At 65.6% G+C, this 25,043-nt stretch carries 26 protein-coding genes, 1 tRNA gene and 1 riboswitch; of the genes, 12 read left to right on the top strand and 15 right to left on the bottom strand.

Going from position 1 to position 25,043, the window contains the following annotated elements; all coding sequences use genetic code 11:
* The first annotated feature begins 174 nt into the window (after positions 1 to 174).
* The 3 genes from mtnK to RDV64_RS04335 are packed head-to-tail and all read left to right on the top strand — an operon-like array spanning position 175 to position 3,238.
* Positions 175 to 1,455 carry an S-methyl-5-thioribose kinase gene (mtnK, locus tag RDV64_RS04325; RefSeq protein WP_309198050.1) on the top strand — a complete coding sequence of 427 codons (1,281 nt, stop codon included), beginning with the start codon at positions 175 to 177 and terminating at the stop codon, positions 1,453 to 1,455.
* A complete protein-coding gene (gene mtnA / locus RDV64_RS04330; protein ID WP_309198051.1) occupies positions 1,452 to 2,564 on the top strand; it encodes an S-methyl-5-thioribose-1-phosphate isomerase in 1,113 nt (370 codons plus the stop codon). The genes mtnK and mtnA overlap by 4 nt, the downstream gene beginning before the upstream one ends.
* Positions 2,564 to 3,238, top strand: a complete 675-nt coding sequence (locus RDV64_RS04335) for a class II aldolase/adducin family protein (RefSeq protein ID WP_309198052.1) — start codon at positions 2,564 to 2,566, stop codon at positions 3,236 to 3,238. Before mtnA ends, RDV64_RS04335 begins: the two co-directional genes overlap by 1 nt.
* A 33-nt stretch (positions 3,239 to 3,271) precedes the next feature.
* Here RDV64_RS04335 and RDV64_RS04340 read toward each other — a convergent pair whose 3' ends face one another.
* The gene (locus RDV64_RS04340) at positions 3,272 to 4,081 is read right to left on the bottom strand and encodes a DUF3108 domain-containing protein (RefSeq protein WP_309198053.1); all 810 of its coding nucleotides are present in this window, start codon (positions 4,079 to 4,081) and stop codon (positions 3,272 to 3,274) included.
* Between the two features lie 217 nt (positions 4,082 to 4,298).
* On the opposite strand from RDV64_RS04340, the gene rpmB reads away from it, so the two are divergent.
* Together rpmB and RDV64_RS04350 are read left to right on the top strand one after the other, a co-directional pair.
* Positions 4,299 to 4,619: a 50S ribosomal protein L28 gene (gene rpmB / locus RDV64_RS04345; protein WP_309198054.1), complete on the top strand. Its 321-nt coding sequence runs from the start codon at positions 4,299 to 4,301 to the stop codon at positions 4,617 to 4,619.
* A 4-nt stretch (positions 4,620 to 4,623) separates the two neighbouring features.
* On the top strand, positions 4,624 to 5,244 hold the full coding sequence (locus tag RDV64_RS04350) for a VUT family protein (RefSeq protein WP_309198055.1): 621 nt from the start codon (positions 4,624 to 4,626) through the stop codon (positions 5,242 to 5,244).
* Positions 5,245 to 5,377: 133 nt separating this feature from the next.
* On the opposite strand, the gene RDV64_RS04355 is transcribed toward RDV64_RS04350, so the two are convergent.
* From RDV64_RS04355 to RDV64_RS04380, 6 genes are all read right to left on the bottom strand, one after another.
* Positions 5,378 to 7,114 (bottom strand): sulfotransferase, encoded by a 1,737-nt coding sequence (locus RDV64_RS04355; RefSeq protein ID WP_309198056.1) that lies wholly within the window; start codon positions 7,112 to 7,114, stop codon positions 5,378 to 5,380.
* 80 nt (positions 7,115 to 7,194) lie between these two features.
* Complete coding sequence (locus tag RDV64_RS04360) at positions 7,195 to 8,175, bottom strand: esterase-like activity of phytase family protein (protein WP_309198057.1); 981 nt, start codon at positions 8,173 to 8,175, stop codon at positions 7,195 to 7,197.
* On the bottom strand, positions 8,172 to 10,070 hold the full coding sequence (cobT, locus tag RDV64_RS04365) for a cobaltochelatase subunit CobT (protein ID WP_309198058.1): 1,899 nt from the start codon (positions 10,068 to 10,070) through the stop codon (positions 8,172 to 8,174). Before cobT ends, RDV64_RS04360 begins: the two co-directional genes overlap by 4 nt.
* A 14-nt stretch (positions 10,071 to 10,084) precedes the next feature.
* Positions 10,085 to 11,068 (bottom strand): cobaltochelatase subunit CobS, encoded by a 984-nt coding sequence (gene cobS, locus RDV64_RS04370; RefSeq protein ID WP_309198059.1) that lies wholly within the window; start codon positions 11,066 to 11,068, stop codon positions 10,085 to 10,087.
* Between the two features lie 52 nt (positions 11,069 to 11,120).
* Positions 11,121 to 11,861 (bottom strand): J domain-containing protein, encoded by a 741-nt coding sequence (locus tag RDV64_RS04375; RefSeq protein ID WP_309198060.1) that lies wholly within the window; start codon positions 11,859 to 11,861, stop codon positions 11,121 to 11,123.
* Between the two features lie 16 nt (positions 11,862 to 11,877).
* On the bottom strand, positions 11,878 to 12,486 hold the full coding sequence (locus tag RDV64_RS04380) for an MSMEG_1061 family FMN-dependent PPOX-type flavoprotein (RefSeq protein ID WP_309198061.1): 609 nt from the start codon (positions 12,484 to 12,486) through the stop codon (positions 11,878 to 11,880).
* A gap of 149 nt (positions 12,487 to 12,635) precedes the next feature.
* Between RDV64_RS04380 and RDV64_RS04385 the strand changes: the two genes are divergently transcribed.
* Positions 12,636 to 13,538 carry a class I SAM-dependent methyltransferase gene (locus tag RDV64_RS04385; protein WP_309198062.1) on the top strand — a complete coding sequence of 301 codons (903 nt, stop codon included), beginning with the start codon at positions 12,636 to 12,638 and terminating at the stop codon, positions 13,536 to 13,538.
* A 9-nt stretch (positions 13,539 to 13,547) separates the two neighbouring features.
* Here RDV64_RS04385 and RDV64_RS04390 read toward each other — a convergent pair whose 3' ends face one another.
* The 7 genes from RDV64_RS04390 to RDV64_RS04420 form a co-directional block, all read right to left on the bottom strand.
* Positions 13,548 to 14,033, bottom strand: coding sequence for a hypothetical protein (locus RDV64_RS04390; RefSeq protein ID WP_309198063.1), 486 nt, complete (start codon positions 14,031 to 14,033; stop codon positions 13,548 to 13,550).
* A gap of 76 nt (positions 14,034 to 14,109) precedes the next feature.
* Positions 14,110 to 14,823: a CbtA family protein gene (locus RDV64_RS04395; RefSeq protein WP_309198064.1), complete on the bottom strand. Its 714-nt coding sequence runs from the start codon at positions 14,821 to 14,823 to the stop codon at positions 14,110 to 14,112.
* 22 nt (positions 14,824 to 14,845) lie between these two features.
* A complete protein-coding gene (locus tag RDV64_RS04400) occupies positions 14,846 to 15,052 on the bottom strand; it encodes a CbtB domain-containing protein (protein WP_309198065.1) in 207 nt (68 codons plus the stop codon).
* A gap of 32 nt (positions 15,053 to 15,084) precedes the next feature.
* Positions 15,085 to 15,329: riboswitch (cobalamin riboswitch) on the bottom strand.
* 61 nt (positions 15,330 to 15,390) lie between these two features.
* Entirely contained in the window at positions 15,391 to 16,122 is a 732-nt protein-coding gene (locus RDV64_RS04405) for a cobalt-precorrin-6A reductase (RefSeq protein WP_309198066.1), read from the bottom strand.
* 207 nt (positions 16,123 to 16,329) lie between these two features.
* On the bottom strand, positions 16,330 to 17,532 hold the full coding sequence (locus RDV64_RS04410; RefSeq protein ID WP_309198067.1) for an alpha-hydroxy acid oxidase: 1,203 nt from the start codon (positions 17,530 to 17,532) through the stop codon (positions 16,330 to 16,332).
* Between the two features lie 217 nt (positions 17,533 to 17,749).
* Positions 17,750 to 17,826: transfer RNA gene (locus tag RDV64_RS04415), tRNA-His, on the bottom strand.
* 102 nt (positions 17,827 to 17,928) lie between these two features.
* Positions 17,929 to 18,426, bottom strand: coding sequence for a phasin family protein (locus RDV64_RS04420; protein WP_309198068.1), 498 nt, complete (start codon positions 18,424 to 18,426; stop codon positions 17,929 to 17,931).
* A 227-nt stretch (positions 18,427 to 18,653) separates the two neighbouring features.
* On the opposite strand from RDV64_RS04420, the gene RDV64_RS04425 reads away from it, so the two are divergent.
* A complete protein-coding gene (locus RDV64_RS04425) occupies positions 18,654 to 19,925 on the top strand; it encodes a PAS domain-containing protein (RefSeq protein WP_309199432.1) in 1,272 nt (423 codons plus the stop codon).
* Here the strand turns inward: RDV64_RS04425 and RDV64_RS04430 are convergent.
* Positions 19,909 to 20,421 (bottom strand): Lrp/AsnC family transcriptional regulator, encoded by a 513-nt coding sequence (locus RDV64_RS04430; RefSeq protein ID WP_309198069.1) that lies wholly within the window; start codon positions 20,419 to 20,421, stop codon positions 19,909 to 19,911. The two genes, RDV64_RS04425 and RDV64_RS04430, sit on opposite strands and share 17 nt — an antisense overlap.
* Before the next feature lie 102 nt (positions 20,422 to 20,523).
* Between RDV64_RS04430 and RDV64_RS04435 the strand changes: the two genes are divergently transcribed.
* The 5 genes from RDV64_RS04435 to RDV64_RS04455 all read left to right on the top strand — a co-directional run bounded on the left by RDV64_RS04435 (position 20,524) and on the right by RDV64_RS04455 (position 24,966).
* On the top strand, positions 20,524 to 21,516 hold the full coding sequence (locus RDV64_RS04435; protein WP_309198070.1) for an ELM1/GtrOC1 family putative glycosyltransferase: 993 nt from the start codon (positions 20,524 to 20,526) through the stop codon (positions 21,514 to 21,516).
* Positions 21,517 to 21,541: 25 nt separating this feature from the next.
* Entirely contained in the window at positions 21,542 to 22,516 is a 975-nt protein-coding gene (gene trxB, locus RDV64_RS04440) for a thioredoxin-disulfide reductase (RefSeq protein ID WP_309198071.1), read from the top strand.
* 69 nt (positions 22,517 to 22,585) lie between these two features.
* Complete coding sequence (locus tag RDV64_RS04445; RefSeq protein ID WP_309198072.1) at positions 22,586 to 23,476, top strand: LysR family transcriptional regulator; 891 nt, start codon at positions 22,586 to 22,588, stop codon at positions 23,474 to 23,476.
* Complete coding sequence (locus tag RDV64_RS04450) at positions 23,464 to 24,210, top strand: heparan-alpha-glucosaminide N-acetyltransferase (RefSeq protein WP_309198073.1); 747 nt, start codon at positions 23,464 to 23,466, stop codon at positions 24,208 to 24,210. The genes RDV64_RS04445 and RDV64_RS04450 overlap by 13 nt, the downstream gene beginning before the upstream one ends.
* A 132-nt stretch (positions 24,211 to 24,342) precedes the next feature.
* A complete protein-coding gene (locus tag RDV64_RS04455) occupies positions 24,343 to 24,966 on the top strand; it encodes a 2OG-Fe(II) oxygenase (protein ID WP_309198074.1) in 624 nt (207 codons plus the stop codon).
* The last annotated feature ends 77 nt before the right edge of the window (positions 24,967 to 25,043 follow it).

Here is a 25,043-nt window from a genome sequence, read left to right on the forward strand (position 1 = left end):
TTGATTTGTATGCGTCGTTCACGTTTTGCCTTGTATTATAATCTGCTTTGCAGAGTTTTTTTTATTGAGCTGAGGCCCTGCGTCAGGCAGTGCGTCAGCTCCGGTTTCTAGAGTAGAGCGTCAGAGGGACTTATGGGTCATATCCCGTCGGGTCACACACGCAAAGAAGACATCGTGGCCGTACCAGACTTTAAAGACTACAAGCCGCTTTCCCTCGACAGCGTCGCAAAGCGTCTCGCCACCTACCCCGGCGTTCAGGAGCGCCTCGGCGGCAAGCCCGAGAGCTGGACCGTGCGCGAGGTGGGCGACGGCAACCTCAACTTCGTCTACATCGTTACGGGGCCGGACGGGTCGCTCTGCGCCAAGCAGGCATTGCCCTATGTGCGCCTTGTGGGTGAGAGCTGGCCGCTCCCCCTGTCCCGCTCCTTCTACGAGCATGCCGCCCTGGTGCGGCAGGACAAGGCCAACGGCTCCGTGCCCGAGATCTTCAATTATGACGGGCCGCAGGCGCTGATCGTGATGGAGAATCTTTCGCCGCACGTGATCTGGCGCAAGGCACTCATCAACCGCGAACAGCACGACGTGGCCGCAAAAATGGTCGGCGAATTTGCCGCCGAATGCCACTTCCGCACATCCGACCTTGCCTTGTCCGCCGAGACCAAGAAGGCGGAGATTGCCATGTTCGCGGGCAACACCGCGCTGTGCAAGATCACCGAAGACCTCGTCTTCACCGACCCCTATTACGATCACCCCATGAATTCATGGACCTCGCCCGAGCTGGACGAGACGGTGCGTGCCGTCCAGGGCGATCCGCAGTGGAAAGCGGCGGTGCAGGAGCTGAAGTTCATCTTCCTCACCCGCACAGAAGCGATGCTCCACGGCGACCTGCACACCGGGTCGATCATGGTGCACAAGAACGAGGACGGCACCGAAGACATTCGGATCATCGACCCCGAGTTCGCCTTCTACGGCCCCATGGGCTTCGACTGCGGCGCGCTGATCGGCAACCTTCTTCTGAACTTGTTTGCGCAGGACGGCTATCCCGGCCGCGCGTGCGTCTATCAGGACTGGCTGCTGGAGCAGATCGAAAACTTCTGCCACGCTTACGCGTCGCGCTTTTCGGAGCTTTGGCGCACGGAACGGACCGGCGACGCCTACGCCCGCAGCCTGTTCGAAGACCAGAACCATACCGATGCGTCGGAGATCGCGCTCACCAACTTTCTCCACCGCGTGGAGATGGACTCGCTTGGCTTTGCCGGCGCCAAGATGACGCGCCGGATCATCGGCCTTGCCGGCGTGGCGGACCTGCAGGGCATTGCCGACCCCGCGACGCGGGCTGCCTGCGAGCGGCGGGCGCTGGCGCTGGCACGGATGATGGTGGTGGAGCGCGTGGAGCTCGGCTCGCTTGGCCGCACGCTGGAACATGCAGAGCGAATTCTGAAGGACGTGAAATGAAGGTCAACGGCAAACCGACCCGGACCATCTGGGTCGAAGCGGCGCCCGCAGGCGGCCCTGGCGCGGTCGGCATCATCGACCAGACCCGCCTGCCCCACCACCTCGAAACCGTCACGCTGACGACGCTGGAAGATGCGGCCCACGCCATCAAGGCGATGCTGGTGCGCGGCGCGCCGCTGATTGGCGCCACCGCCGCCTACGGCTTCGCCCTCGCGCTCCATGGCAACGCGTCCGACGCGCGCCTCACGGCGGCCTACGACACGCTGTATGCCACCCGCCCCACCGCCGTGAACCTGCGCTGGGCGCTGGACGAGATGGTCCGCGTCCTGACGCCGCTCGACCCCGCCGCCCGCGAGGCCGCCGCATGGACCAGAGCCGGTGAGATTGCGGACGAGGATGTCGAGATCTGCCGCCAGATCGGCCTCAACGGCCTTGAGATCATCAAGGAAATTGCCGCGCGGAAAAATGGCGCGCCGGTCAACATTCTCACCCACTGCAACGCCGGCTGGCTGGCGACTGTGGACTGGGGCACCGCCACCTCGCCGATCTACCACGCGCACGATGCCGGCATCCCCGTGCATGTGTGGGTGGACGAGACGCGGCCGCGCAACCAGGGCGCTGCGCTGACGGCGTGGGAGCTGAACAACCACGGCGTCCCGCACCATGTGATCCCGGACAATACTGGCGGCCACCTCATGCAGCACGGCATGGTCGACATGGTGATTGTCGGCACCGACCGGACCACCGCCGACGGCGACGTCTGCAACAAGATCGGCACCTACCTCAAGGCGCTGGCGGCCCACGACAACGGCGTGCCGTTTTATGTGGCACTCCCCTCGCCCACCATCGACTTCGGCCTCTCCTCGGGCTTCGACATTCCCATCGAGGAACGGTCCGGCGACGAGGTGAGCCACATCTGGGGCCGCACCCCGTCCGGCGAAATCACCACCGTGCAGATCACGCCCGACGGCTCGCCGGTGGCGAACTACGCGTTCGACGTGACGCCCGCCCGGCTGGTCACGGGGCTCGTCACCGAAAAGGGCGTTGCCGCGGCCAACCGCGAGGCCATTGCCGCGCTGTTCCCCGAGCGCGTGCGCGCGGCGGCCTGATGGCGGCGCGGCTCACCAACGTCAACCTGCGCAAGGCGATCATCGAGACCTGTCTGGAAATGAACGCCAGCGGGCTCAACCAGGGCACGTCCGGCAACGTCTCGGCGCGGGTGCGCGGCGGGATGCTGATCACCCCTTCCGGCATTCCCTACGGCGACCTTGCGCCCGACCAGATCGTCTTCGTGCGCGACGACGGCCGGGCGGACGGGCCGTGGCGCCCTTCGTCCGAATGGCGGATGCACCGGGACATCTACACGGGCCGCGCAAAAGCGGGTGCGGTGGTTCATGTCCACTCCACCATGGCAACCGCGCTCTCGTGCCTGCGCCGCGGCATTCCGCCGTTCCACTACATGGTGGCGGTGGCAGGTGGGACGGATGTGCGCTGCGCCGACTACAAGCTGTTCGGCACGCAGGCGCTGTCCGATGCGATGCTGAAAGCGCTGGAGGACCGGAGCGCGTGCCTTCTCGCCAACCACGGCCAGATCGCCTTTGCCCCAACGCTCGGCAAGGCGCTGTGGCTTGCGGGCGAGATCGAGACGCTTGCGGCACAGCTGGTTGCCGCCAGCCAGATCGGCGACCCGGTCATCCTGGACGATGACGCGATGGCCGAGGTCCTCGCCGCGTTCAAGGACTACGGCAAGCAGCCATCGGCAAAACAGAAAGCCGGCGCCTGAGGCGCCGGCCAGGTCAGATTGCCAATGTGCGGGTCAGACCCCGTTCGGCGAAATCCGCATCGAACTCGGCTCGATTGCAATGCGTCCGTTGGGCGTACCGATGGCGACGCTGTAGGGAATGGCAAGACCATTGCCCACGGGCACCATCGTAACCTCCAGGTCCTTGTTCTTGCGCAGGTACTCCACCTCGGGCTTGCGCGGGCGATGGCCGGCAACAGGCACCCAGCGCGCGGCACACACGGCAACCGACCCCTTGAACCCTTCGGTCGACACGTTGCGCTGGCCCTTGTAGCGCAGCTTCACGTCATAACGGGTCCAGCCGTCGTAGATCTTCAGCGTGCGGTTGCAGGCATCGCGCGCGTCGGGCCGGCTGATCGGAAAGAGGCCGGCCGACAGCGGGTCGACGATGCCGCGCTTGTGGGCGCTGGTGACCGGCACGCGGCCGGGGCGCTCTTTCAGCGGCGGGCGGGCCTTCACGCCAGTCACCGTGCCCGCGCGCATGGACATGTCCACTGTGACGGGCTTGTCGGTTTCCGTCGCGCGGACGCTGTAGGACGAAGGCTCCACCGCCTTGCCGCGCACACGCCCCGCCGCCCCGACCGCGGTCCGCACGGCAGTGACGATCCGCGCAACGCCCTTGGGCCGCATCTGAAGGTCTGCCACATATTTTCCGTTGTTGACGGAAAGGTCGAGTGTGGCGCGGGCAAGGCCCCAGCCGGCAATCGAAATCTCGTAGGTCGCGTCAACCTTGACCGTTCCCGATTGCGCTGCCGCGCCGCCGCTGCCCTGTGCGGTAAACGCGATCAGCACGATGGCGGCCGAAAAAGCGGAAATGGCGTTCACGTCATTCTCCCTGCGAGCATTGTGCACTCTTGCCCGAACCGGCCGGTGCGTGTTGCTTTATGGTAGCCCGATCCCCAGATCAAACGCCAAGGGTTGCGATTTGTTCGCGGATGCGCCAAGAACACGCACTCTTGACGGTGCTGGGCGTTCCGCCTATCCACCGCCACTCACATAAATTCTCTGGAATGAAGGCGTCGGCTCGCCGGCGAATGAACCCATGGCGCGGCGCTGTGAACTGACTGGCAAGGGCGTGATGACTGGCAACAATGTCAGCCACGCCAACAACAAGACCAAGCGGCGGTTTCTCCCGAACCTCGTGGACGTCACTCTCATCTCCGACAGCCTCGAGCGTCGTGTGAAGCTGCGCATCGCCGCATCTTCGCTGCGCACGGTCGAGCACCGCGGCGGTCTGGACAAGTTCCTGATCAAGGCGAAGGACGTGGAGCTTTCGGAGCGGATGCAGCGCATCAAGCGCGAAGTCGTCGCCGCCACCGCAGCGAACACGACCGACGCTGCCGGTACCCCTGCCGAAAGCTGATCCGATGACAGCCACGCCCCGTGCGGCGCTGATTGCCGCGGTTGCGGCGATGGCGGCGGTTGTCGTTGCGTCCAACATTCTGGTCCTGCACCCGGTGCAGGGCACGTTCGGCGGGATCAACCTTGCCGACATGCTGACCTATGGCGCGTTCACCTACCCCTTCGCCTTTTTGGTGACGGACGTAGTGAACCGCACCTTCGGGCCGGCCATGGCTCGGCGCGTTGCGCTCTGCGGCTTTGCAATTGCGGTGGTGATGTCTCTCTACCTCGCCACGCCGCGGATTGCTCTTGCGTCGGGCTCGGCATTCCTGCTGGCACAGATGTTCGACGTGTCCATGTTCAACCGGCTCCGGCACGGGCGGTGGTGGCGTGCGCCGCTGATCTCGTCCTTTGCCGCTTCGCTGCTGGACACGGTGATCTTCTTCACCCTCGCCTTCTCGGTGATCCTGCCGTTCGGCCTCGACGCATTTGCAACCGAGTCTGCACCGCTTCTGGGCCTCGCCGGTGCGCCGGATGTGCCGCGCTGGATTTCGTGGGCACTGGCCGACTTTACGGTGAAGCTCACTGTGGCGGCCTTCGCCCTCGGCCCCTACCGGGCGCTGACGGCGCGGACGTCCAGAGCCTGAACAACCATTTTATGCCGCGGCGCAGCTGAGCTGCCGCGACTTTAGACCGCAAAACCGGCGCAAGGCATCAGCCTGCGCCGGTTTTTTTTTGTGCCTTGCCTGCGCCCGTCCGGGTCATGGCGCACTAGTTTCGTCAATGCGGAATGTCTGCGGACGGCGGTGCGAGGCCGTGGGTGGAAAGGCGGGCCAGCATGGGTTGCAACTGCGCCTCGTAACGGCGCCATGCGTCCGAGCTGCCCTTGTAGATGGCACCGCGCACCTGAAGTGCGCTGGTGGTGCGCACGGCGCGCGTGGACGTCTTCGCGTCGAGACAGGACGGGTCGAACGGCAGGTCGCAGGCCTGGAGCAGACGGCGCACTTCAGTTTCCGGGTCTTCGGTCAGCGCCTCGTAGGACTGGGTGTGGATGGTCCCCGGCCAAAGGCCAGACAGAAGCGTCATGAGGCTCTGGTAGTGATTGAAATAATCGGCCGCAGCTTCCATGTCGTAGGCGTAGCCGAGCCCGTGAACGCTGAAATAGCTGCGATAGAGCGACCAGCACACCGCAGCCGGTGAGCGGCGCATGTCGATCACCTTGGCCTCCGGGAAGGCGAGGCGGATAAAGCCGGTGAAGCGGAAGTTGGCGGGCATCTTGTCGGTCACCACACCGTGGGGCGCATCGATCTCCTTCAGGTCCAGAAGATAGCGGCGGCGCACATCGCGGATCATGTCTTGGCTGAGCTGGCGGCCGTGGGTCTCTCCGGCATGGCTGACGGCGCGCCGCATCGATTCCAGCTCGCCCGCCCCCCAAACCTCGGGGTGCCGTTGCAGGATTTCCTCGCACAGCGATGTGCCGGACCGCGGCATCCCCACAATGAATATTGGCCGGTAGGGGATCGGCTCGAACGCCAGCGGCGGCAACGCATGCTCGGAAAACAGCGTCTTGATCAGCGCAAACCGCTTGTTCTCGTGGTCCGCATCGTAGCCGATCTGACCGAAGCGCAGGCGGTTGCCTTCCCGCCAGCACTCGAACGCCTCCTCCCGCGCATCGATATCGTCGAACGCCTTGGCCCGTCCGAACGCAAGGTGGGTGCGGTCTTCGACGCCGAAGTCGTCGCGGGCCGCGAGCGCTGCCATCTCGTCAATGTGCGGATCGCCGGCGCGGTATTTGTGGACGATCGAAAATTCGCGGTGGGCGGGGCAATAGTCCGGCGCGATGTCGATAGCGCCCCGCAGGGCTTCGGCGGCCTCGTCGGCGCGGCCAAGCTCCAGAAGAGTCGTGCCGATGTTCTTGCGCACCTGCGGCCCGTCTTCCCGCTCCTGCACGCTTCTGAAGCAGCGCAGCGCATCCTCGTGCCGGTCAATGTTGCGCAGGGAGGAGCCGAGGTTGTTGAGCGCTCCGATGTCCCCCGGCGAAAGCGCCAGCGCCTGGTTGAGCGCAACGGTGGCCTGCCTGTGGTGGTTGGATTCCGCAAGCGCAGTGCCGAACCCCACCCACCCGCGCGAATAGGTCGGTGCCTGCTGGATCACCGCCTTGAACAGCGGTAATGCCTCGGATGGCCGCTGCGCCTCAACCAGCGCGAACCCGAGGAGAACGAGGACGAACACATCGTCCGGCAGGGCTTTGGCGAGCTGCGTGCCGAGCGCGATCGCCGCATCGCAATCTCTCGCTTCCAGCAGCGTGCGAAGGCGCTTGACCTCTCCCGCCAGCGCAGCCGGACGTGGCGGCACGGCCGGCATGTCGATCTTGCGCAGCACACTTTCAAGCCGTCGATTTTTGGGGAAGCGGCGGATGCCGTCCACCAGCAGGGCGCGTGCAGCGTCCGTCTCGCCCCGTTTTGCAAGGGATTTGGCGCGCGCGATCGCACGGTCCGGCGGCAGTGAGTTGAGCATTGCCCCTCCGTCTGGCTGCGCGCCGGAACGCGCGCGCCACACCATCGCGATGCTTGCTTGCGTGAGGCTGAAATCTCTTGCTAGCCGCGGCGCGGGTTGGGGCGCGGCAGCGGGTCCGCCACCGCAAAGCGCAGGAGGAGCGAGCGCTGGTAAAATTTGTGATTGTCGTCCGAAGCGAGGGTGAGGATGATCTCGCCATCGTCCACTCTGGCGGCAATGGCTTCCATATTGTCGATCTCGGCGGAGAAGCCGGCTTTCAGGAGCACCGGGCCGTCGGCCACACCCTCGCGCGCCACCGCATCGGCGCCGATCCGCCGCACCTGCATCCCAACGTCAATGCCGCCGCCGTAGCGGCGCTCGACCAGCATCAGGTCGCCTCCCGGCAGCGCATCGGCCCCGGTGATTGCAAAATCTCCGTGGGCGCGGATCGCGAACGCCTTGCCCGAGGGCAGGTGGAATGCGGGAATGGTGTCGGCCCCGCGGGCCCCTTTCTCGGCGATGACGATGAGGCTGCCGTCCGGCAGACTGGCGAGCGATTCGAGGCCGCGCCGCCCGGCCTTGCGGACGGGAGCCGGCACCGGCATCGCGTCCGGTGCAGCGTCCACCACAGCCAGCCCGTCAGCCGCATAGGACAGGAGCTGGCCGGCCTGCTCCACCAGCACGACCACCTTGCCGTCCAACTGCGCCAGCGCCTCTGCGTCAGCCGGAGCCTTGGATGTGATGGCTTCACCGGCAAGGTCGCGCCGCGCCGTGATCGACACATCGTCAACGCCGGTGAGCCGCTTGCCGTCCAGCACCATCCGGCCGGTGACGAAGTGCCCCGTATCGGTTGCGGCCAGAAAGCGCGCATCGTTCACCAGAAGTCCGGACAGACCGCCGAAAGCCTTGGGACCGCGCAGGACGAGCCCACCCCGGAAGGCAAGCCGGTCCGCCGCGTCGAACGCGCCAAACCGCACAATCTCGCGCTGGTAGAGGTCCGCCGGCTCGGCCCTTGCCGGAAAGCCGGAGAGGGCCAGCGCCACAGCTGCGCCGACGATGCGGCGCAAGGACGGGCTGCTCAAGCGGCCCGGCGCCGGGGACGGTTGCCGCGCGGCTTTTCCACCTTGTCGTCAAACAGATCGGCCAGCTGGTCGACCATGGCGCCGGCCAGTTCCTCTGCATCCACAATGGTGACGGCGCGGCGGTAGTAGCGTGTCACGTCGTGGCCGATCCCGATGGCAATCAGCTCCACCGGCGAGTTGGTCTCGATATCGGCAATGACGCCGCGCAGGTGTTTTTCCAGATAGTTGCCGGCGTTGACCGACAGCGTGGAGTCGTCCACCGGCGCACCGTCGGAAATCATCATCAGGATGCGGCGCTGTTCGGGCCGGCACATCAGCCGGTCGTGCGCCCACTGCAGCGCCTCGCCGTCGATGTTCTCCTTGAGCAGCCCCTCGCGCATCATCAGGCCGAGATTGCGGCGCGCGCGGCGCCACGGCGCATCGGCGGCCTTGTAGATGATGTGGCGGAGATCGTTGAGGCGGCCCGGCGCCGGCTTCTTGCCGTGCTGGAGCCAGTGGTCGCGCGACGCACCGCCCTTCCACGCGCGTGTGGTGAAGCCGAGAATCTCCACCTTCACATGGCAGCGCTCCAGCGTGCGGGCGAGAATGTCCGCACAGGTGGCGGCCACCGAAATGGGTCGCCCGCGCATGGACCCGGAATTGTCGAGAAGCAGCGTCACCACCGTGTCGCGGAAATCGCTTTCCCGCTCCACCTTGAAGGCGAGCGGCTGCATCGGGTCGATCACGATCCGCGTCAGGCGCGCGGTGTCGAGCACGCCCTCCTCCTGGTCGAACTCCCAGGAGCGGTTCTGCTGGGCCATCAGCCGGCGCTGGAGACGATTGGCAAGCCGGGCGACGGCGCCTTGCAGGTTGCTGAGCTGCCGGTCGAGGGCCGCGCGCAGGCGGTCGAGTTCGGCGGTATCGCACAGCTCCTCGGCAGTCACCGTCTCGTCGAACTCGCGAGTGTAGACGCGGTAGTCGACGCCGGGCAGCGCACGGGGGTCCACGTCGTCGACGCGCACGCCGTCCATCGCCTCTTCGGCGTCGCCCATCTCGTCTTCGCGCATGTCCTCGGCGGTGTTGGCCGCGTCGTCCATCTCCTCGGCGCTGTCGTCTTCGCCGGAGCGCTCGGATTCCTGCGGCGCGGAATCTTCGCCCGCATCGTCCTCGCTGACGTCGGCTTCCGCCTCGTCGGGGTTATCGGCGTCGCTCTCACCCTCGGACTGCTCGTCGCTTTCGCTGGCCTCCTGGCTGAGCTCCTCGGCCATGTCGAGTGCGGCGAGAATGTCGCGCGTGGCGGTGGCAAATCCGCTCTGGTCGGAAATCCGGTCGGGCAGATTTTCGAGGTTCTTGCCGCAGCGTTCTTCCAGCCACGGACGCCACAGGTCCACCAGCGTACGCGCGCTTTCGGGCGGCGGCGCGCCGGTCAGCTTCTCGCGCACCAGCAAGGACAGCGCGTCCGAGATGGGCGCGTCGGCCTTGTCGGTGATTTCGTGGAAGTTGCCGCGGAAGTAGCGGTCTTCCAGCATGGCGTTGAGGTTGGTGGCAACGCCCGACATTGCCTGCGCGCCCAGTGCATCGCAGCGCGCGTTCTCCACGGCATCGAACACGGCGCGGGCATCGGCGCCCTGCGGCGCGTACTTCGTGTGGACGGCGCTGTCGTGGGACGCCATCTTCAACGCCATGGAATCGCCGATGCCGCGGGTGACGGCAACGTCCTTGGCGGACAGGCGGCGCGGCGGCTCGGGCAGCCGCGCCTTGTCACCGACCAGGGCCGGCTTGTCGCTGGAGTAGGTAACCTCAAGCTCCGGATTGCCGGAGATGGCACGCATGGTCCCCGCCACGGCGGTACGGAACCTGTCGTGCCGCGTGTCCACCGGCGCGTTCTTGCGTGTGTTGTCTCCGGCTCCAGCCATTCAGTCCTCCGGACTCAGCTCGTGAGGCTCGGCGAAGCGGCCTTCAGGTCCTTGCCGAACGCGCGCTGATAGAACTCGGCGACGATGGCCCGCTCGGTCTCGTCGCACTTGTTGAGGAACGTCACCTCGAAGGCGAATGCCACGTCCTCGAAGATCTCCGCATTCTGCGCCCAGGTGATCACCGTGCGCGGGCTCATCACGGTGGACAAATCCCCGTTGATGAAAGCGTTGCGGGTCATCTCGGCAACCTTCACCATCTTGGTGATCGTCTGGCGTCCATCGTCCGTGTTGTAGCTTGTCGCCTTCGACAGGACGATCTCGCACTCCACGTCGAGCGGCAGATAGTTCAGCGTCGACACGATCGACCAGCGGTCCATCTGGCCCTGGTTGATCTGCTGGGTGCCGTGATAGAGGCCCGACGTATCGCCGAGACCCACCGTGTTGGCGGTGGCAAACAGGCGGAACGCATCGTGCGGGCGGATCACGCGGTTCTGGTCGAGCAGCGTGAGGCGGCCTGAAACCTCCAGCACGCGCTGGATCACGAACATCACGTCCGGCCGGCCGGCGTCGTATTCGTCGAACACCAGTGCGGTGTTGGTCTGGAGCGCCCAGGGCAGGATGCCGTCGCGGAATTCGGTCACCTGGTGCCCGTCACGCACGACGATGGCGTCCTTGCCCACAAGGTCGATCCGCGAGATGTGGCTGTCGAGGTTCACGCGCACGCACGGCCAGTTGAGCCTTGCGGCCACCTGCTCGATGTGGGTCGACTTGCCGGTCCCGTGGTAGCCCGAGATCATCACGCGGCGGTTGTACTTGAACCCCGCGAGGATCGCCTTGGTGGTGGGCGGGTCGAACACGTAGGAAGGGTCAAGATCGGGCACGTGCTCGGATGTCTCGGCAAATGCCGGGATCTCCATGTCACTGTCGATGTTGAATGTCTGGCGAGCCGACAGCGTAATGTCCGGCGTGCGTTGCGACGCGGCGAGCGTCTCGGCCATGTCGTGCGTCCTCGAAGTCAGTCGCGGCGGGGAGGCGCAAAGCGGGGTGGCTTCAGCAATGGCCGTTCCGACGCAGTGCGTTGTAGGCGTTGATGACGCTGCGGAGGCGATCCTCCGAGCTGCGGTCCCCATGGTTTGCGTCAGGATGGTGACGTTTTACAAGGGTTTTGTATCGCGCCTTGATTGCTTCTTTCGACGCATCCTCTTCCAGACCCAGGATATCCAGCGCATTTCGCACCGCCGCGCTGATCCTTCGGCGTTCCGGCGGGGGCGCCTGAGGCTGCCCCTTGTCTTCGCCAAAAAGGCCGAACGGGTCTTCGTAGGCGCTGTTCCACGCCGATTTGCTCTTGCTGGCGCGGGCCTTCCGGCCGGTCACGCCGATGGGTGAGGTGGGGCGGTGGCCGGTGAGGGAATCGCGCTGGTAGGCGATCACGTCATCGTCGGTCATGCCCTCGAAGTAGTTGTAGCTCTTGTTGTACTCGCGCACATGGTCGAGGCAGAAGTGGAAGAACTGCCCCTCGTGGCCACGCCCCTTGGGCGCACGATACTCGGCCTTCCCGTTGCAGCCTTCCCACGCGCATTCGCGCTGGAGCACGGCCGCGCCGGCACCGGCATCACCGCGACCGCCCCCGCGCCCACGACGGCGGGAGGCCCTGATCCGGTCATAATCCTTCGACGAGAAATCCATGGTGGCAATTATGGGCAGCAGCGATTGCGCGAACAAGGACTTGACTTTCCGTCCTTCACAGCCCTGATCCCGCGCGCCGCAATCGCCCGCCGGGAAGCGCCGCAAACAACGGCCCGAACCCTCACCACAAGGTCGCTTTTGCCGCAGCCGGCCACTCGGCATCGAATGTGTCGGCGTCGATCTCGTTCTTTGTGGCGCTGGCCACCAGCGCGCCCATGGTCGGCAGACCCTCGGTCATGTCGCGCCCTTGCCACAGACCCGAGCGAACGACCGCCTTGGTGCACTGGAAATAAACCTCCCCCACCGTCACGACGACGACGGAGCGCGGCGGCTTGCCGTCCCGCGCGTAGCGCGCGCACATCGCTTCATCTGCGGTGATCCGGGCGCGGCCGTTCACCCGCATCACGACACCGGAGCCCGGAATGAGGAACATCAGCGCCACGCGCGGGTCGCGCACGATGTTGCGCAGTGAATCGATCCGGTTGTTGCCGAGCCTGTCGGGCATGACCAGCGTGGTGTCGTCTTCCACCAGCACCACCGGCCCGTCGTCACCGCGGGGCGAACAGTCGAGCCCTTCGGGGCCGACGCTGGCGAGCGCACAGAACGGCGATGCCTCGATCATGGCGCGGTAATCGGGGGTGATGCGGGCCGAAACCTTGGCGACCGCCGCGAGCCTGGGCGTCCCGTAGTGGGTTTCCAGCTCGGCTTCCGTTTCGATCCAGTGGGTCATTCCGCCCCTCCATTCATCCATGCCGTGCATCGGTGCAATTGCGCCGGCAGCATCACTCAACACTCGCATCAGACGGCGCAAGCGATTATCGAGGGCTCACACAACCACCGGTACGGCGCGGCAACATGCCGCGCGTGTTGGAGTATAAGATGACGAGACCCGCCCGGTTCAAGCCGATTGACACCGCAAGCGCCCAGCAGATGACCGCGGAACAGGCAATCCAGTACCACTACGACAACGACACCACCTTCTTTTCGCTCTGGCTCGACGAGACGCTGTGCTACTCGAGCGCCCGCTGGCGCGACCCCCTCGGCCTCACCCCGCCGCAGCCGGACCTTGCCAGCGCCCAGAAGGCCAAGATCGACCACCATCTCGATGCAGCGGCCCTTCCGCCCGGCGGCCGGCTTCTGGACGTTGGATGCGGCTGGGGTGCCGTGCTGGCTGCGCAGGTGGCGCGCGACCCCAACGCCACCGCCATCGGCCTCACGCTCAGCCAGGACCAGCACGACCACATTGCCGCCAAGGGCACGGCCGGTGTGTCCGTGGAGCTGCGCGACGTGTTTGCCTATGATGCCGGCGTGCCGTTTCAGGCCGTGGTGTCCATCGGCGCGTTCGAGCACTTCGCCCGCCCGCAGATGACACGCGCGCAGAAGATCGACGTCTACCGCATCTTCTTCGAGCGCATTGCGGCGATGACCACACCCGGCGCGCGCTTCTCGCTCCAGACCATCGTCTGGGACAATGTGGACTTCGACACGTCCAAGGCGCTGCTTCCGCAAACGGTGTTCCCGCAGTCCGACATTCCGTTCATCGAGGAGATTGTCGCAGCCTCACACGGCACGTTCCGCCTTGCCTACCTGGAGAACGATCCGGACGAGTATGCGGCGACGCTTGCCGACTGGATCAAGGGCCTGCGCGCGGTGAAGAGCCATGTGATCGAAACTTGGGACGAAGAGAAGTACACCTTCTTCGAGCGTTATCTTCGCCGCTCGCGCTTTGCCTTCAAGCAGCGCTACAACTCGCTGGCCCGGATGGTTCTCGTGCGCCGCTAGGCCACGCGCTCAGTCGGCGTGCAAAATCCGGGTGGCGTGGATCGGCAGGCCATCCACAGCCAGCGTGCGGTGATCGTTGGCGTTGAGCGTCACCTCCAGATGGACCCGGCCTTCGGGGAGTGCCGGCACATGCACCCATGGTCCGTAAAGGCGGGCGACCTTGGCACCGTTGACGTAGAGGTGCGCGTGGCCCTCGCCGGGCTTGTCCGGCTTGCCGGCATTTTCGGGCGCAAAGCGGAAACCGGTTGTCTGAAGCGCAATGTTGTAGCCGCTCACCGTGTCGGGGGTGACGGTCATCGTCACGGCTGGCGCGTTGCCGGCGGGGCGGTTCAAGAGGCCATGGTCATGACCGCCACCGCCCGCCGCCGCGCCGTGGTGGGATAGGTCGCCATGGTCGTGCCCGTCCAGCGTGATGCCGTTACCGGCGGCCACCAGAAAGCCGATGCCCCCGCCAAAAATCAGGCCGATCGCAAAAAGCGCCAGTCCGCGTGCCATGTTCCGTCCTCGCAATGGGCTTGCTTCGTCGCCGGCAGATTGCGGCGGACAAAGCTGCGCCCGCCGCAAGATTCTGTCAGGTGCGCGGCTGAAGTGTTGACGCCTTCGCGGACGCCGCCTGCTCGCTGCGCCAGAACACGGCGGCAAACAGACCGAGAAGCCCCCACGCCATCGCGCCAACGCCCAGCGCGCGGGCGGCAAAGGTGGCGCCCAGTTCGGTGGGCACCGGGCCGGTGAACCCGTCCGGCTCCGGCGCACCGATGAGGTGCGGTGCGAGAAGCAGCACCACCGCACCCACAACGCCAAGCCAGTTGCGGCTGAACGCAATCAGCCACAGCCCCGCGCCGGCGGAAATCACGGTGGCCCACCACCAGATTTGCCGCAGCACGACATCTGCCGCCGCAACGCCCGGCACTTCGGGCGCCAGCGAGAAGGCCGGCGCGAACTGCACGGCTGCGAACCCCGCAAGGCCCCAGACGATGCCGCGGCGCGCGGTGACCGCCACGCCGCGTCGCTCCGCAACCGCCATCAGCGGCAGCAGAACCAGCGCGTAGCCAGTGTAGACGAGCATGCTGAACAGAAGGCTGAGGCCATCCCTCAGCACGTCGATGCCACCGGCAACAGTGGCGGTGCCGCTGGCCCCCTCGGCGCCGAAGTGGACAAGGGCGCCGGTTTCATAAAGCTCGGCATGGAGCAGCACCGGCTGGACGAAGATGAGCTGCAGCACGCCGGCCACAAGCCCTGCGAGCGCTCCTGCGAACAGGGCGCTTGTCAGAATTTTCGAGAACATGGTTTTAACTGGGTCCGGCGGCTCAGTGGCAGGGGAAGCCGGCGGCGTGGCGCGTGTCGTGCGCCGCGTCGTGCAGGACCGAGGCCTGCGAATGGCCGGTGACCCAGATGGTCGCGATGCCGATGAAGGCGGCAGCGGCCAGCGCCAGCACGTCCTTTGTGGCAAGGCGGGCGGTGTGGTTGCCGGAAATCGGGGCGGTGGCGCGGGTGGTCATGGTTTCGGTGGTCATGGTCGTTTCTCCTTCGCCGTCATCCCGACAGCGTTCGGTTGCACTTGCCCGGCAGGTCTCCTGGCTCGCGGGTCGTCATGCTCCACCGGCCTTCCCGGTCCGCCCTGCAAAGAGCATCCCAGTGACACAAGATGGCAAAGCACTCGCCGCACACAGTCGCGGGAGCGGCTCCGGCTGATCGGCTTTTCCTTTCACGAAAAAAGCCGGGCTCCGGATTCCCTCTTCGGTTTCGGCAGGCGGTGAGGCCGCACGAAACACCAAGCCTCCCTTTAATAGGGCATCATGCCGCAACGCACCAGCGTTTCCTCATCCGGCGCCATTCGGGCGGCATCCGGCGGTCAACGCAGATGGCGGCGCAGTTTGCGCATCATCTTTTCGGCATCGTGGGCGCTGGGCCATGGCTGCCGGCCCGGCCGGCGCACCATGTAGACGAGCGTCCGCCGTTCGCGGGCGACCACCAGCTTGGCACCGGCCGACTCGCCGCCCGAATTCTTGGTCACCAGCGCATCGAACCCGTAGCGGTCCCAGAGCGCCCTCTCGTCCTCGATGTCGAACGGACCGCGCTGCTGGATCACCACGATATCGCGCCGGTTGCCGAGGTTCGGCGCCTCGATGGAGCGCACGATGAGCTTGAGATCGCGCCGTGGCAGGAACGGCGCGAGACCGCCGGCCCCCACCGCCAGAAACACGGTCGAGCCACTGTCGAGCCGTTCGGCCGCCGTTTCCAGGCTGTCCACGTCCACCCATCGGTCTGACTTGGCGCGGCGCCAGGGCCGGCGCTCAAGCCGGTAGTACGGGATTTTCGCAAGTTTCGCGGCGCGTTTGGCGTTGACGCTCATGTGGGCGGCAAACGGATGCGTGGCATCCACCAGAACCTCGAAGCCATCCGTGCCGATGGCGTCGACCAGACCGTCGACACCACCAAACCCGCCGACCCGCATCGGGCCCGGATAGGACGCGGCCGTGCGGCCTGCCAGCGAGACGACAAAGTTCGCGCCCGCCTCATCCAGCATCTCGGCCAGTTCCCTGGCCTCCTCCGTTCCCCCCAGCAGCAGGATCTTCTTGCCCATGGTTCCTTTCAGCCGCTTGGCTATGCCCGCACGTAAACGGCAACGTCAGAGGCCGCCCGCGCGGTATCGAAGCACCTCGACCCGTCGGCGCCGAAGCCCCGATCGTGCCCTGAGGCAAAGCCGCCACACCGCCTTGCCCCCAGGACCAACGCATGGGCTACAGAAAGCGTGCCATCTCCCGCCGCACGGATTGCTCCTCTTGCGCGATCAGGCGCCGACAGCGTGGAGCGCCCGTTCGTTGTCGGTGTTCACCACCGGGGCCGAACGCGGGACCCCGCCCCAGACATTGTGCGCACCCAGCGCGTTGATGTCGGTCTCTCCGCACAGCGCCATGGTGATGTCCATCTCGCGGCGGATGATCTCGAGCGCGCGGGTCACCCCCGCCTCGCCCATCGCACCCAGCCCGTGAACGAAGGCACGGCCGATGGAGGTGGCGTGCGCGCCGAGCGCCATTGCCTTCACGACGTCCTGGCCGGAGCGGATGCCGCCATCCATGTGGATCTCGATCTTGTCGCCGACCGCCTCGGCAATTTCGGGCAGCATGTGGATCGAGGCCGGCGCCCCGTCGAGCTGGCGGCCGCCGTGGTTGGAGACGGTGATGGCGTCTGCCCCGGTATCGGCAGCAATGCGCGCGTCATCCACATCGCCGACGCCCTTCAGGATCAACGGGCCGTCCCAGTGCTTGCGCACCCAGTCGATGGACGACCAGTCGAGCGTCGGGTCGAACTGGGAGGCGGTCCAGTCGGACAGGGACGACATGTCGTCGACACCCTTCACGTGGCCGACGATGTTGCCGAACTGGCGGCGCTTGGTGCCCAGCATCTTCATGCACCAGGAGGGATGCATCATCAGATCGGAGATCACCTGCGGCGTCATCTTGGGCGGGGCGCTGAGGCCGTTGCGCAAATCCTTGTGGCGCTGGCCGAGGATCTGAAGGTCGAGCGTGAGCACCAGCGCCGAGCAGCCGGCGGCCTTGGCACGGGCGATCAGATCAGCGGCAAAGCCGCGGTCGCGCATGACGTAGAGTTGGAACCAGAACGGCTTTTCGGTGTGCGCCGCCACATCCTCGATCGAGCAGATGCTCATGGTCGACAAGGTGAACGGGACGCCGAATTTTTCCGCCGCACGCGCAGCCTTGATCTCGCCGTCGGCCCACTGCATCCCGGTCAGGCCCACCGGCGCGAGATAGACCGGCATGGTCGCCGGCTTGCCCAGGATGGTGGACGCCACACTGCGGTTGTCGATGTTGCGGGCAACGCGCTGGCGCAGCTTGATGGCCGAAAAGGCGGTCTCGTTCTCGCGGTACGTCCCTTCGGTGTAGGAGCCGGAATCCGCGTAGTCGAAAAACATTTTCGGCGTATGCCTGCGGTGCATCTCCTTGAGGTCCGCTATCGTGAGAACCGGTGCCATCGCTGCCTCCGCTGCCGGGGACGGTCCCGGCGCTGCTTATTTTCAGAGCGCGGAGTTAACGCGTTCGGGCGAGCCCATGCAATGCGCGGGAGCACCGGCGGCACAGAAGGCGTTCGGTCAGGCGAAAGCGTTGTTCACGCGGCAGCGGTGTGATGGGGGCGGCGCCATTCAACCGGTGCTGCGCACCGGGAGGCTAGCCATGATGCGATGCATCAAATGGTACCGACGGCTGGTCTCGAACCAGCGACCTCTGGATCCACAATCCAGCGCTCTAACCAACTGAGCTACGTCGGCCTAGTGTCGGCGGGGTGTTCAACCCGCCGGCGCGGCATATGGCACAAAAAAAGCGCGCCGGAAACCCCGGCGCGCTGTTTCAACAGCCTGACTGCAAAAAGATCAGCCGTTGTACTTGTTGACGGACTTTTCCCAGGCTTCCTTCATCGGACCGGTGGTCTCGGAGGCGAGCTTGGAAGCGGTTTCCTGCATGTCGCGGGCCTGGGAGGCGAATGCCTCGAACTGCTCGCGGGCAAATTTGGTCTGAAGCTCGACGGCTTCGGAGACGGTCTTGGCGCCGGCAACTTCCTTGGCGAATGCGAACACGCGCTCGGTGTTGCTCTGGGCCTGGTCGATCAGGCGCAGGTTCATCTCGGTGAAGGACTTGCGGGCCTGCTCGTAAGAATCTTCGATCATATCAGTGGCATCCTCTGCTGCGTTGCGGGCATTTTCGTACATGTTGCGAGCCTGCGAAACGGACTGTTCGGCCATTTCGCGGACCATGTTCGGCATCTCGGCACCAGGCAGACGGGACGCGAAGTCTTCGGACGCGGTTTCCACGGCCTTGAACGTGCTATCCGCGACCTGGTCGGACTGCTGGGTGAATTCGTTGGTCGACATTGTGACCTCCTTATGAGTGCTTCCGGCTCTGCGGTACGCGGTACGTTTCCCCGCAGATCGTCAGCGCCAAAACGTATATAGGGACGCCATTGTGCAGTGCAACATTTTTTTTCGCACCCGCGAACGATTTGCGCGCATATCGCGGCGGATACAAATTCTTAACGCAATGCTGCGTCGTTTGGATCGGTATGTCCAATTTTCGGCCAATGTGAGGCGGCTTGCGCGCGGTGACTGAGGCGAACCCCAACAATATGGCAGGCGAGCCCATCGACCTCGGCCTGATCGCACGTCCGGATGCGGAGGCATTCCGCTACCTCGCGCGCTCGCTCGGGGCCCGCTATGCCGGCGACGACGCACCCGATCCGGTGACAGAGCCGGATGATGGCGGCGCCGTGGCCCGTTTGCCCGTGGCCCACAGCCGCCAGCCCGCGGGCGACCCCCGCGCTGCCGAAATCATCGATCAGGTGCCAAGTGCAGTCATCGTCAGCGATGCCGGCAGCGTGGTGTTTCTGAACCGGGCCGCTGCGGCGCTGCTCGGCCACAGCGCGGCTTCGCTGGAGGCTGCCGGCGGGATCGGCGCCCTCGTCACCGGCGCACCGCCGCACAATGGCGCGGTGGAGGTGGTGACCGCCACTGGCCAGCTCCTGCCGGCGCGCGTCACCCTCAGTGCGATCGCATGGGCCGACGCCCGCGCCATCATGGTGACGGTAACGCCGGTGGATGCCACCACGGGGCCGCGCGATGATGACGGCGCCGCCGACGCGCTTACAGACCTCCTCAGCGCCAACCCGGACCCTGTGGCCATCGTCAGCCGCGGCGGCCATGTGGAAGCGGCCAATGCGGCTTTCGAGGCGCTTGGCGGCAAGGTCGGCCGCAACCTGCACGACCGGCTCGACGCTGATGGGCTCGCCGCCGTCCTCCAGGCGCTCGCAATGGCGCTGACTGCGCGCGACACACCACCCGCGCCGGTGGAGATCCGCGTGGAGGGCGAGGCCTGGGTGGTGACGGTGGGCGCACTGCAACACGCCGATTCGGCGTGTCTCGTCTTTCACCCCGGAACGCGCGCCTTTGGCGGCGAGAATGACCCGGCCCCGCTGGAGCGCGCGGCAGACACCGCACGGCGCCTGGTGCAGGACGCAGGCGTCTCGGTTGCGGTGGATGGAATGGCGGTGCAGGCGCTGGAACTCAGGTTCGGCACGGAGACCGAGCGCTTTTTCCGCGCGCTGCTGGTCGCGGCGGGCGCCCGTGCCCCTGCGGGCACAATCATCCGCGTGACGCGGGACGGCGCGCGCTACAAGGTGGCGCTCGACCCCCACCGGCCGGATGTTCTGTGTGACATCGCGATGTCATCGCGCATCGTTCTTTACGGACTGGAGGCCGGGCTTGCCGCACACAGCGAGGAAAGCGGACTGGTGATTGCGCCGCTTCTGGCTGCGGAGCCGGCCGGACGCGGCGAGAACGCGGCGCCAGCGCCCGGCGCGCCTAGCCGGTGGCCTTGAGCTGGACCACCCGGTCCTCATCCTCGATGGCATCGATCGGCACCCGCGGCTCGGCCTTCGATTGACGGATCGTCAGCGAGGTGCGGACGCTTTCCACATTTTCGGCGGCCGTCAGCGTTTCGATGACGAAGGTCTGGAACGAGCGCAGCGTGTCGGCAATACAGAAGAGGACGAAGTCGATCTCCCCGGAGACCATCCACGCCTCCCGCACAATCGGCCAGCCACGCAGCTCGTCTTCGAAGCGCACCAGCTCCGCCTCGGTCTGATTCTTCAGTCCCACCGACGCAAAGGCCGTCAGATCGAACCCGAGCTGCTTTTCGTCGAGCAGTGTCCGATAGCTTTCGATGATACCGTTCTGCTCAAGCGCACGCACACGGCGCAGGCACGGCGGCGCGGATATACCGGCGCGGCGCGCGAGCTCGACATTTGTCATGCGCCCGTCTGACTGGAGAGCCCGCAGGATTTTCCAGTCTACTGTATCAAGTCGCACCTTCATAAGCGAACGTTACACCCATAATCGGAATATTTGCACATGGGATGAACGTGCGGGACACGAAATGTATCCCAATAAAAGTAGTACGCACCCGAACGACGCCAGATGAGCATTTCAATCCGACCCAATCCCCCTTTCCGCTGCCTGATTGTTTCGGCCGAGGGCAAGATCGGTCACACCCGGCAGGCAGAGGCCATCGCAGCGCGTCTGGGCGCGGACACAAGCGTTGTGCCGGCTCTTGACGCGCGCCACCTGCAAGCCGGCGACGATGCGCTCGCCGCTGCCGACATTATTCTGGCGGCAGGACGACAAAGCATCGCACCCGCAAGGCGAATTGCACGCTTTTTCCGAAAGGCACCGCAGCGACCGTTGGTGGTCGTTCTGCAGCCGGTGCTGTGGCGCCCGCAGGATTTCGACCTGATCTGGGCCCCGGCTCACGACCGGCCGCCCCGCCTCCTGCCGCGCCCGCGCAACCTCGTCCAGACGCTGACGGCGCCTGCCAGTGCCGATCCCGCCGCGCTGGCGGCGGCTGCCGCACAGCTTGCCGCCACGACCGACGTCGGCCCGCGGCCCCGGGTCGGCGTTCTCGTGGGCGGGCCGAGCGCAGCGCACCGCTTCGGCAGCGCGGAGGTGGACGAACTGGCGGCACGCCTCGCCGCCTTCGCCGCGCTGCACCATGTGAGCCTCATGGTGTCCACCTCGCGCCGGACACCGGCTGGCACGGCGGAAACCATCGCCGCACGACTTGCCGGCGAACAACACTTCGTGTTCGACGCGGCGCGCACCGGCCCGCTGGCGCCCGCGACGGTGTTTTCCGCAATCCTGCATCTTTGCGATGCGTTCATTGTCACCAACGATTCGGTGGCAATGCTGAGCGAGGTCGCAGCCACCGGGAAGCCCATCTACGGCTGGCGGCTGCCGGGCGGAAAAGGCAAGTTCGAACGGCTTTACACGGGTCTTGAAGCCCATGGTGCCCTGCGCTGGTTCGACGGGGGCTTTGCGCAGTGGCATTATCGCCCGCTGGACGCCGCGGGAGACGTCGCGGATGCTATTGCGCGCCGGATGGGCTTCACATTGGATGATGCAGGGCGCATCTGAGGCAGAATTGGAACGGAGAGCAAGAATGGGCGAGACCGTCAGAACGAAGCTGCTGATCATCGGTTCCGGCCCGGCCGGGTATACCGCTGCGATCTATGCCGCCCGTGCGATGCTCAAGCCCGTGCTCGTCGCCGGCATCCAGCCCGGCGGCCAGATGACCATCACCACCGAGGTCGAAAACTATCCGGGCTTTGCCGACGTCATCCAGGGCCCGTGGCTCATGGAGCAGATGCGCGCCCAGGCCGAACATGTCGGCACCGAAATGCTTTACGATCACCTGACCGAAGCGGACCTCTCTCAGCGCCCCTTCGTTCTCAAGGGTGATTCGGGCAAGACCTACATTGCCGACAGCGTCATTCTGGCAACAGGCGCGCAGGCCAAGTGGCTCGGCCTTCCCTCCGAGGAGCAGTACAAAGGCTATGGCGTGTCCGCCTGCGCCACCTGCGACGGTTTCTTTTATCGCGGCAAGAATGTTGCGGTGATCGGTGGCGGCAATACTGCGGTGGAGGAGGCGCTCTACCTCACCAACCACGCCGCAAAGGTCACGCTGATCCACCGGCGCGACACCCTGCGCGCCGAACGCATCCTGCAGGAGCGCCTGTTCGCGCACGAAAAGGTCGACGTGATCTGGAACGCGGAGCTTGCGCACGTGGAAGGCGGCGGCACGCCCCCCGGCGTCACCGGAGCCCGCATTCGCGACCTTCAATCCGGCGAAGAGCGCAGCCTTGCGGTGGATGGCATCTTCGTTGCAATCGGCCATTCGCCTGCGACTGAACTCGTCGAAGGTCAGCTCAGGCTCAGACCGTCCGGCTACGTGTGGACCGAGGCGGACAGCACGCAGACGAGCGTGCCCGGCGTCTATGCCGCCGGCGACGTGACGGACGACATCTACCGCCAGGCCGTGACCGCTGCTGGCATGGGCTGCATGGCTGCGCTGGAGGCAGAGCGTTATCTGTCCGCACTGGAGACGGCCCCGCAAACGGAAACCGTCGCCGCCTGACAGGGGGCCATCGTTCAGGTGGCCTCACTTAACGTTCAACCCCGGCCGCATCGGCCGACGGAGGTTCCCATGGACTGGGACAAGCTGCGGGTGTTTCATGCAGCCGCGCAGAAGGGCAGTTTCACGCACGCTGGCGAGGAGCTGGGGATCAGCCAATCCGCGGTGAGCCGGCAGGTTCACGCGCTGGAGATGCAAATTGGCGTCACCCTTTTTCACCGACATGCGCGCGGCCTGCTCCTCACCGAGCAGGGCGAGCAGCTGTTCCAGACCACGTCGGGCATCGCCCGCGAGCTGCAGGCCGTCTCCGGCGCGCTGGTGGATTCGCGCGACAGGCCGCGCGGCGTTTTGCGCGTCACCACCACAATCGGCCTTGGCTCGTCGTGGCTGTCGGCTCGCGTAAAGGACTTTGTCGAACTCTACCCCGACGTTCAGCTCGAACTGATCTTCGACGATAATGAGCTCGACATCGGGATGCGCGAGGCGGACATCGCCATTCGCTGGCGCCAGCCCGTGCAGCCCGATCTGGTGCAGCGGCGCCTGTTTACCGTGCATTTCCACGTCTACGCCTCCGCCGGCTACGTCGAGCAGTTCGGCGCGCCGCGCACGGTCAAGGACCTCGACGACCACCGCCTCGTCACCTTCGGCCCCAACCCGCCAGCGTACCTGCGCGAACTCAACTGGCTGGAAACGGCGGGCCGCGAGGACGACGAGCCGCGGCAGCCGCGCGTGCGCGTCAACAACATGCTGGCCATGCGCACGGCCATCTCCTCCGGCGCCGGTGTCGGCGTTCTGCCGGACTTTGTGGTGGATGAGGACAAGAGCCTCATCCGGCTCGACCTCGTGGCCGAACCGCCCAGCTACAACCTTTACTTCGTGTACGCTTCGGAGCTGCGCAATTCGGCCCGTGTGCAGGCGTTCCGGGACTTCGTGCTCGCCAAAGCCGAGGCATGGCGGTACTGAGCCCGCGCGACCGCCGCGCGCTCTGGGTCGATGTCGGGCGCGGTATCGCCATCGTCGCGATGGTCGCCTACCATTTCTCGTTCGACCTGCTCTACTTCGGCTTCGTCGACTGGAACGTGACCTCCGGCACGTACTGGCGGGCGTTTGCCGAGGCGATCGCCAGCAGCTTCCTGTTCCTTGTCGGCGTCAGCCTCGTCTACGCCCACGGCACGCGGGTGCGCTGGCGGCCTTTTTTGTGGCGGCTCCTGCTTGTCGGCGGGTGCGCCGCGCTGGTCACCATCGGAACGACGTTCGCGATGCCGGCGCCGATCTATTTCGGCATCCTCCACGCGATCTTCACCTTCAGCGTGCTGGCGCTCGTCTTCCTGCGCGCCCCGTTGCCGATCACGCTGGTTGTGGCGGCGGCGGTCTTCGCCGCGCCGTACATTTTCACGGCGCCGGCCTATGATACGGCGCTGCTCTACCCGCTCGGCCTCGGCGCCACCAAGCCGTTCACCTTCGACTATGAACCGATATTCCCGTGGTTCTCGGTCACGCTGCTCGGCGTTGTGGCGGGGCGTTTCATCAGGCGGCCGGAGCCCGGCGCTTCGGGCTACAACATGGCAGGACCATTCCTGCGCGCGGTGGCAGCGGCGGGGCGCAACAGCCTCATTATTTACATCGCGCACCAGCCTGTGCTGTTTGCACTCTTCATGCTCGCCATCGCTGTCCTCGGCCAACCTGCACCGGCGTGAGGCGACGCAACCCGATCAAGCCGGCGCAAAGGCTGCGCCGGCTTCCCGGCGCCTGTCGCCGATGTGTACACTTCGAACCACGGCCCGTAAGATCCGCTCAGAATCAGGCCGTCCCTGTGGAAGCAGAATATTATGCAATCAGTTAATCTCGCAGCATTCGACGAGGCAGAGGTTCACCACGAACCTTACGATTTTTTGCTGGGCTCCAATGCCATCAAGCCGGAAATGATCGACGAGCTGCGCGAGTCCTTTCCGCAGATCAGCAAGCCCGGCTACCTCACGGTCAATGACGTGGACATGAAGGGCCGGTTCAAGTCGTTCATCGACGAGCTGGAGGGGCCGGAGGTCACCGAGGCGCTCTCCAAGCGGTTCGGAATCGATCTGCACCCCTACCCGCGCATCACCACCATCATGAAGCAGTCGCAGGCGAAATACGGCGCAATTCACACCGACGGGCCGTCCAAGGTCATGACGATGCTGGTGTACATGAACGACGATTGGGAGGTCAGCGAGAGCGGCCGCCTGCGCGTCCTCCACAGCAAGGAGGCGTTCGAGCCCTACGCGATGGAAGTGCCGCCAACCATGGGCACCGTCTTCGCATTCCTGCGCGCCGACAATTCCTGGCACGGCCACAAGCCTTTTGTCGGCGAGCGGCGGGTGGTGCAGATCGCCTGGCTGAAGAGCAAGGAAGACCTTGAGCGCAAGACGAAGCGGAACAAGTTTGCGCAGGTGCTGAAGGGCGTCTTCGGCCGCTAGTCGGCAAAAACACGACCCGGCGCGCGGCCCTTCCAGGAGATCAGCGCGCCGGCAGGCGCGCGATTGCGTCAGGGTGT

It is taken from the genome of Acuticoccus sp. MNP-M23 (assembly GCF_031195445.1).
Lineage (GTDB): Bacteria > Pseudomonadota > Alphaproteobacteria > Rhizobiales > Amorphaceae > Acuticoccus.

What these genes read in the sequence shown, in the direction of transcription:
- mtnA (WP_309198051.1), top strand. Translation starts at nt 1,452, where the DNA reads ATGAAGGTCAACGGCAAACCGACCCGGACCATCTGGGTCGAAGCGGCG.
- RDV64_RS04335 (WP_309198052.1), top strand. Translation starts at nt 2,564, where the DNA reads ATGGCGGCGCGGCTCACCAACGTCAACCTGCGCAAGGCGATCATCGAG.
- rpmB (WP_309198054.1), top strand. Translation starts at nt 4,299, where the DNA reads ATGGCGCGGCGCTGTGAACTGACTGGCAAGGGCGTGATGACTGGCAAC.
- RDV64_RS04350 (WP_309198055.1), top strand. Translation starts at nt 4,624, where the DNA reads ATGACAGCCACGCCCCGTGCGGCGCTGATTGCCGCGGTTGCGGCGATG.
- RDV64_RS04355 (WP_309198056.1), bottom strand. Translation starts at nt 7,114, where the DNA reads ATGCTCAACTCACTGCCGCCGGACCGTGCGATCGCGCGCGCCAAATCC.
- cobT (WP_309198058.1), bottom strand. Translation starts at nt 10,070, where the DNA reads ATGGCTGGAGCCGGAGACAACACACGCAAGAACGCGCCGGTGGACACG.
- cobS (WP_309198059.1), bottom strand. Translation starts at nt 11,068, where the DNA reads ATGGCCGAGACGCTCGCCGCGTCGCAACGCACGCCGGACATTACGCTG.
- RDV64_RS04380 (WP_309198061.1), bottom strand. Translation starts at nt 12,486, where the DNA reads ATGACCCACTGGATCGAAACGGAAGCCGAGCTGGAAACCCACTACGGG.
- RDV64_RS04385 (WP_309198062.1), top strand. Translation starts at nt 12,636, where the DNA reads ATGACGAGACCCGCCCGGTTCAAGCCGATTGACACCGCAAGCGCCCAG.
- RDV64_RS04390 (WP_309198063.1), bottom strand. Translation starts at nt 14,033, where the DNA reads ATGGCACGCGGACTGGCGCTTTTTGCGATCGGCCTGATTTTTGGCGGG.
- RDV64_RS04395 (WP_309198064.1), bottom strand. Translation starts at nt 14,823, where the DNA reads ATGTTCTCGAAAATTCTGACAAGCGCCCTGTTCGCAGGAGCGCTCGCA.
- RDV64_RS04400 (WP_309198065.1), bottom strand. Translation starts at nt 15,052, where the DNA reads ATGACCACCGAAACCATGACCACCCGCGCCACCGCCCCGATTTCCGGC.
- RDV64_RS04405 (WP_309198066.1), bottom strand. Translation starts at nt 16,122, where the DNA reads ATGGGCAAGAAGATCCTGCTGCTGGGGGGAACGGAGGAGGCCAGGGAA.
- RDV64_RS04410 (WP_309198067.1), bottom strand. Translation starts at nt 17,532, where the DNA reads ATGGCACCGGTTCTCACGATAGCGGACCTCAAGGAGATGCACCGCAGG.
- RDV64_RS04420 (WP_309198068.1), bottom strand. Translation starts at nt 18,426, where the DNA reads ATGTCGACCAACGAATTCACCCAGCAGTCCGACCAGGTCGCGGATAGC.
- RDV64_RS04430 (WP_309198069.1), bottom strand. Translation starts at nt 20,421, where the DNA reads ATGAAGGTGCGACTTGATACAGTAGACTGGAAAATCCTGCGGGCTCTC.
- RDV64_RS04435 (WP_309198070.1), top strand. Translation starts at nt 20,524, where the DNA reads ATGAGCATTTCAATCCGACCCAATCCCCCTTTCCGCTGCCTGATTGTT.
- trxB (WP_309198071.1), top strand. Translation starts at nt 21,542, where the DNA reads ATGGGCGAGACCGTCAGAACGAAGCTGCTGATCATCGGTTCCGGCCCG.
- RDV64_RS04445 (WP_309198072.1), top strand. Translation starts at nt 22,586, where the DNA reads ATGGACTGGGACAAGCTGCGGGTGTTTCATGCAGCCGCGCAGAAGGGC.
- RDV64_RS04450 (WP_309198073.1), top strand. Translation starts at nt 23,464, where the DNA reads ATGGCGGTACTGAGCCCGCGCGACCGCCGCGCGCTCTGGGTCGATGTC.
- RDV64_RS04455 (WP_309198074.1), top strand. Translation starts at nt 24,343, where the DNA reads ATGCAATCAGTTAATCTCGCAGCATTCGACGAGGCAGAGGTTCACCAC.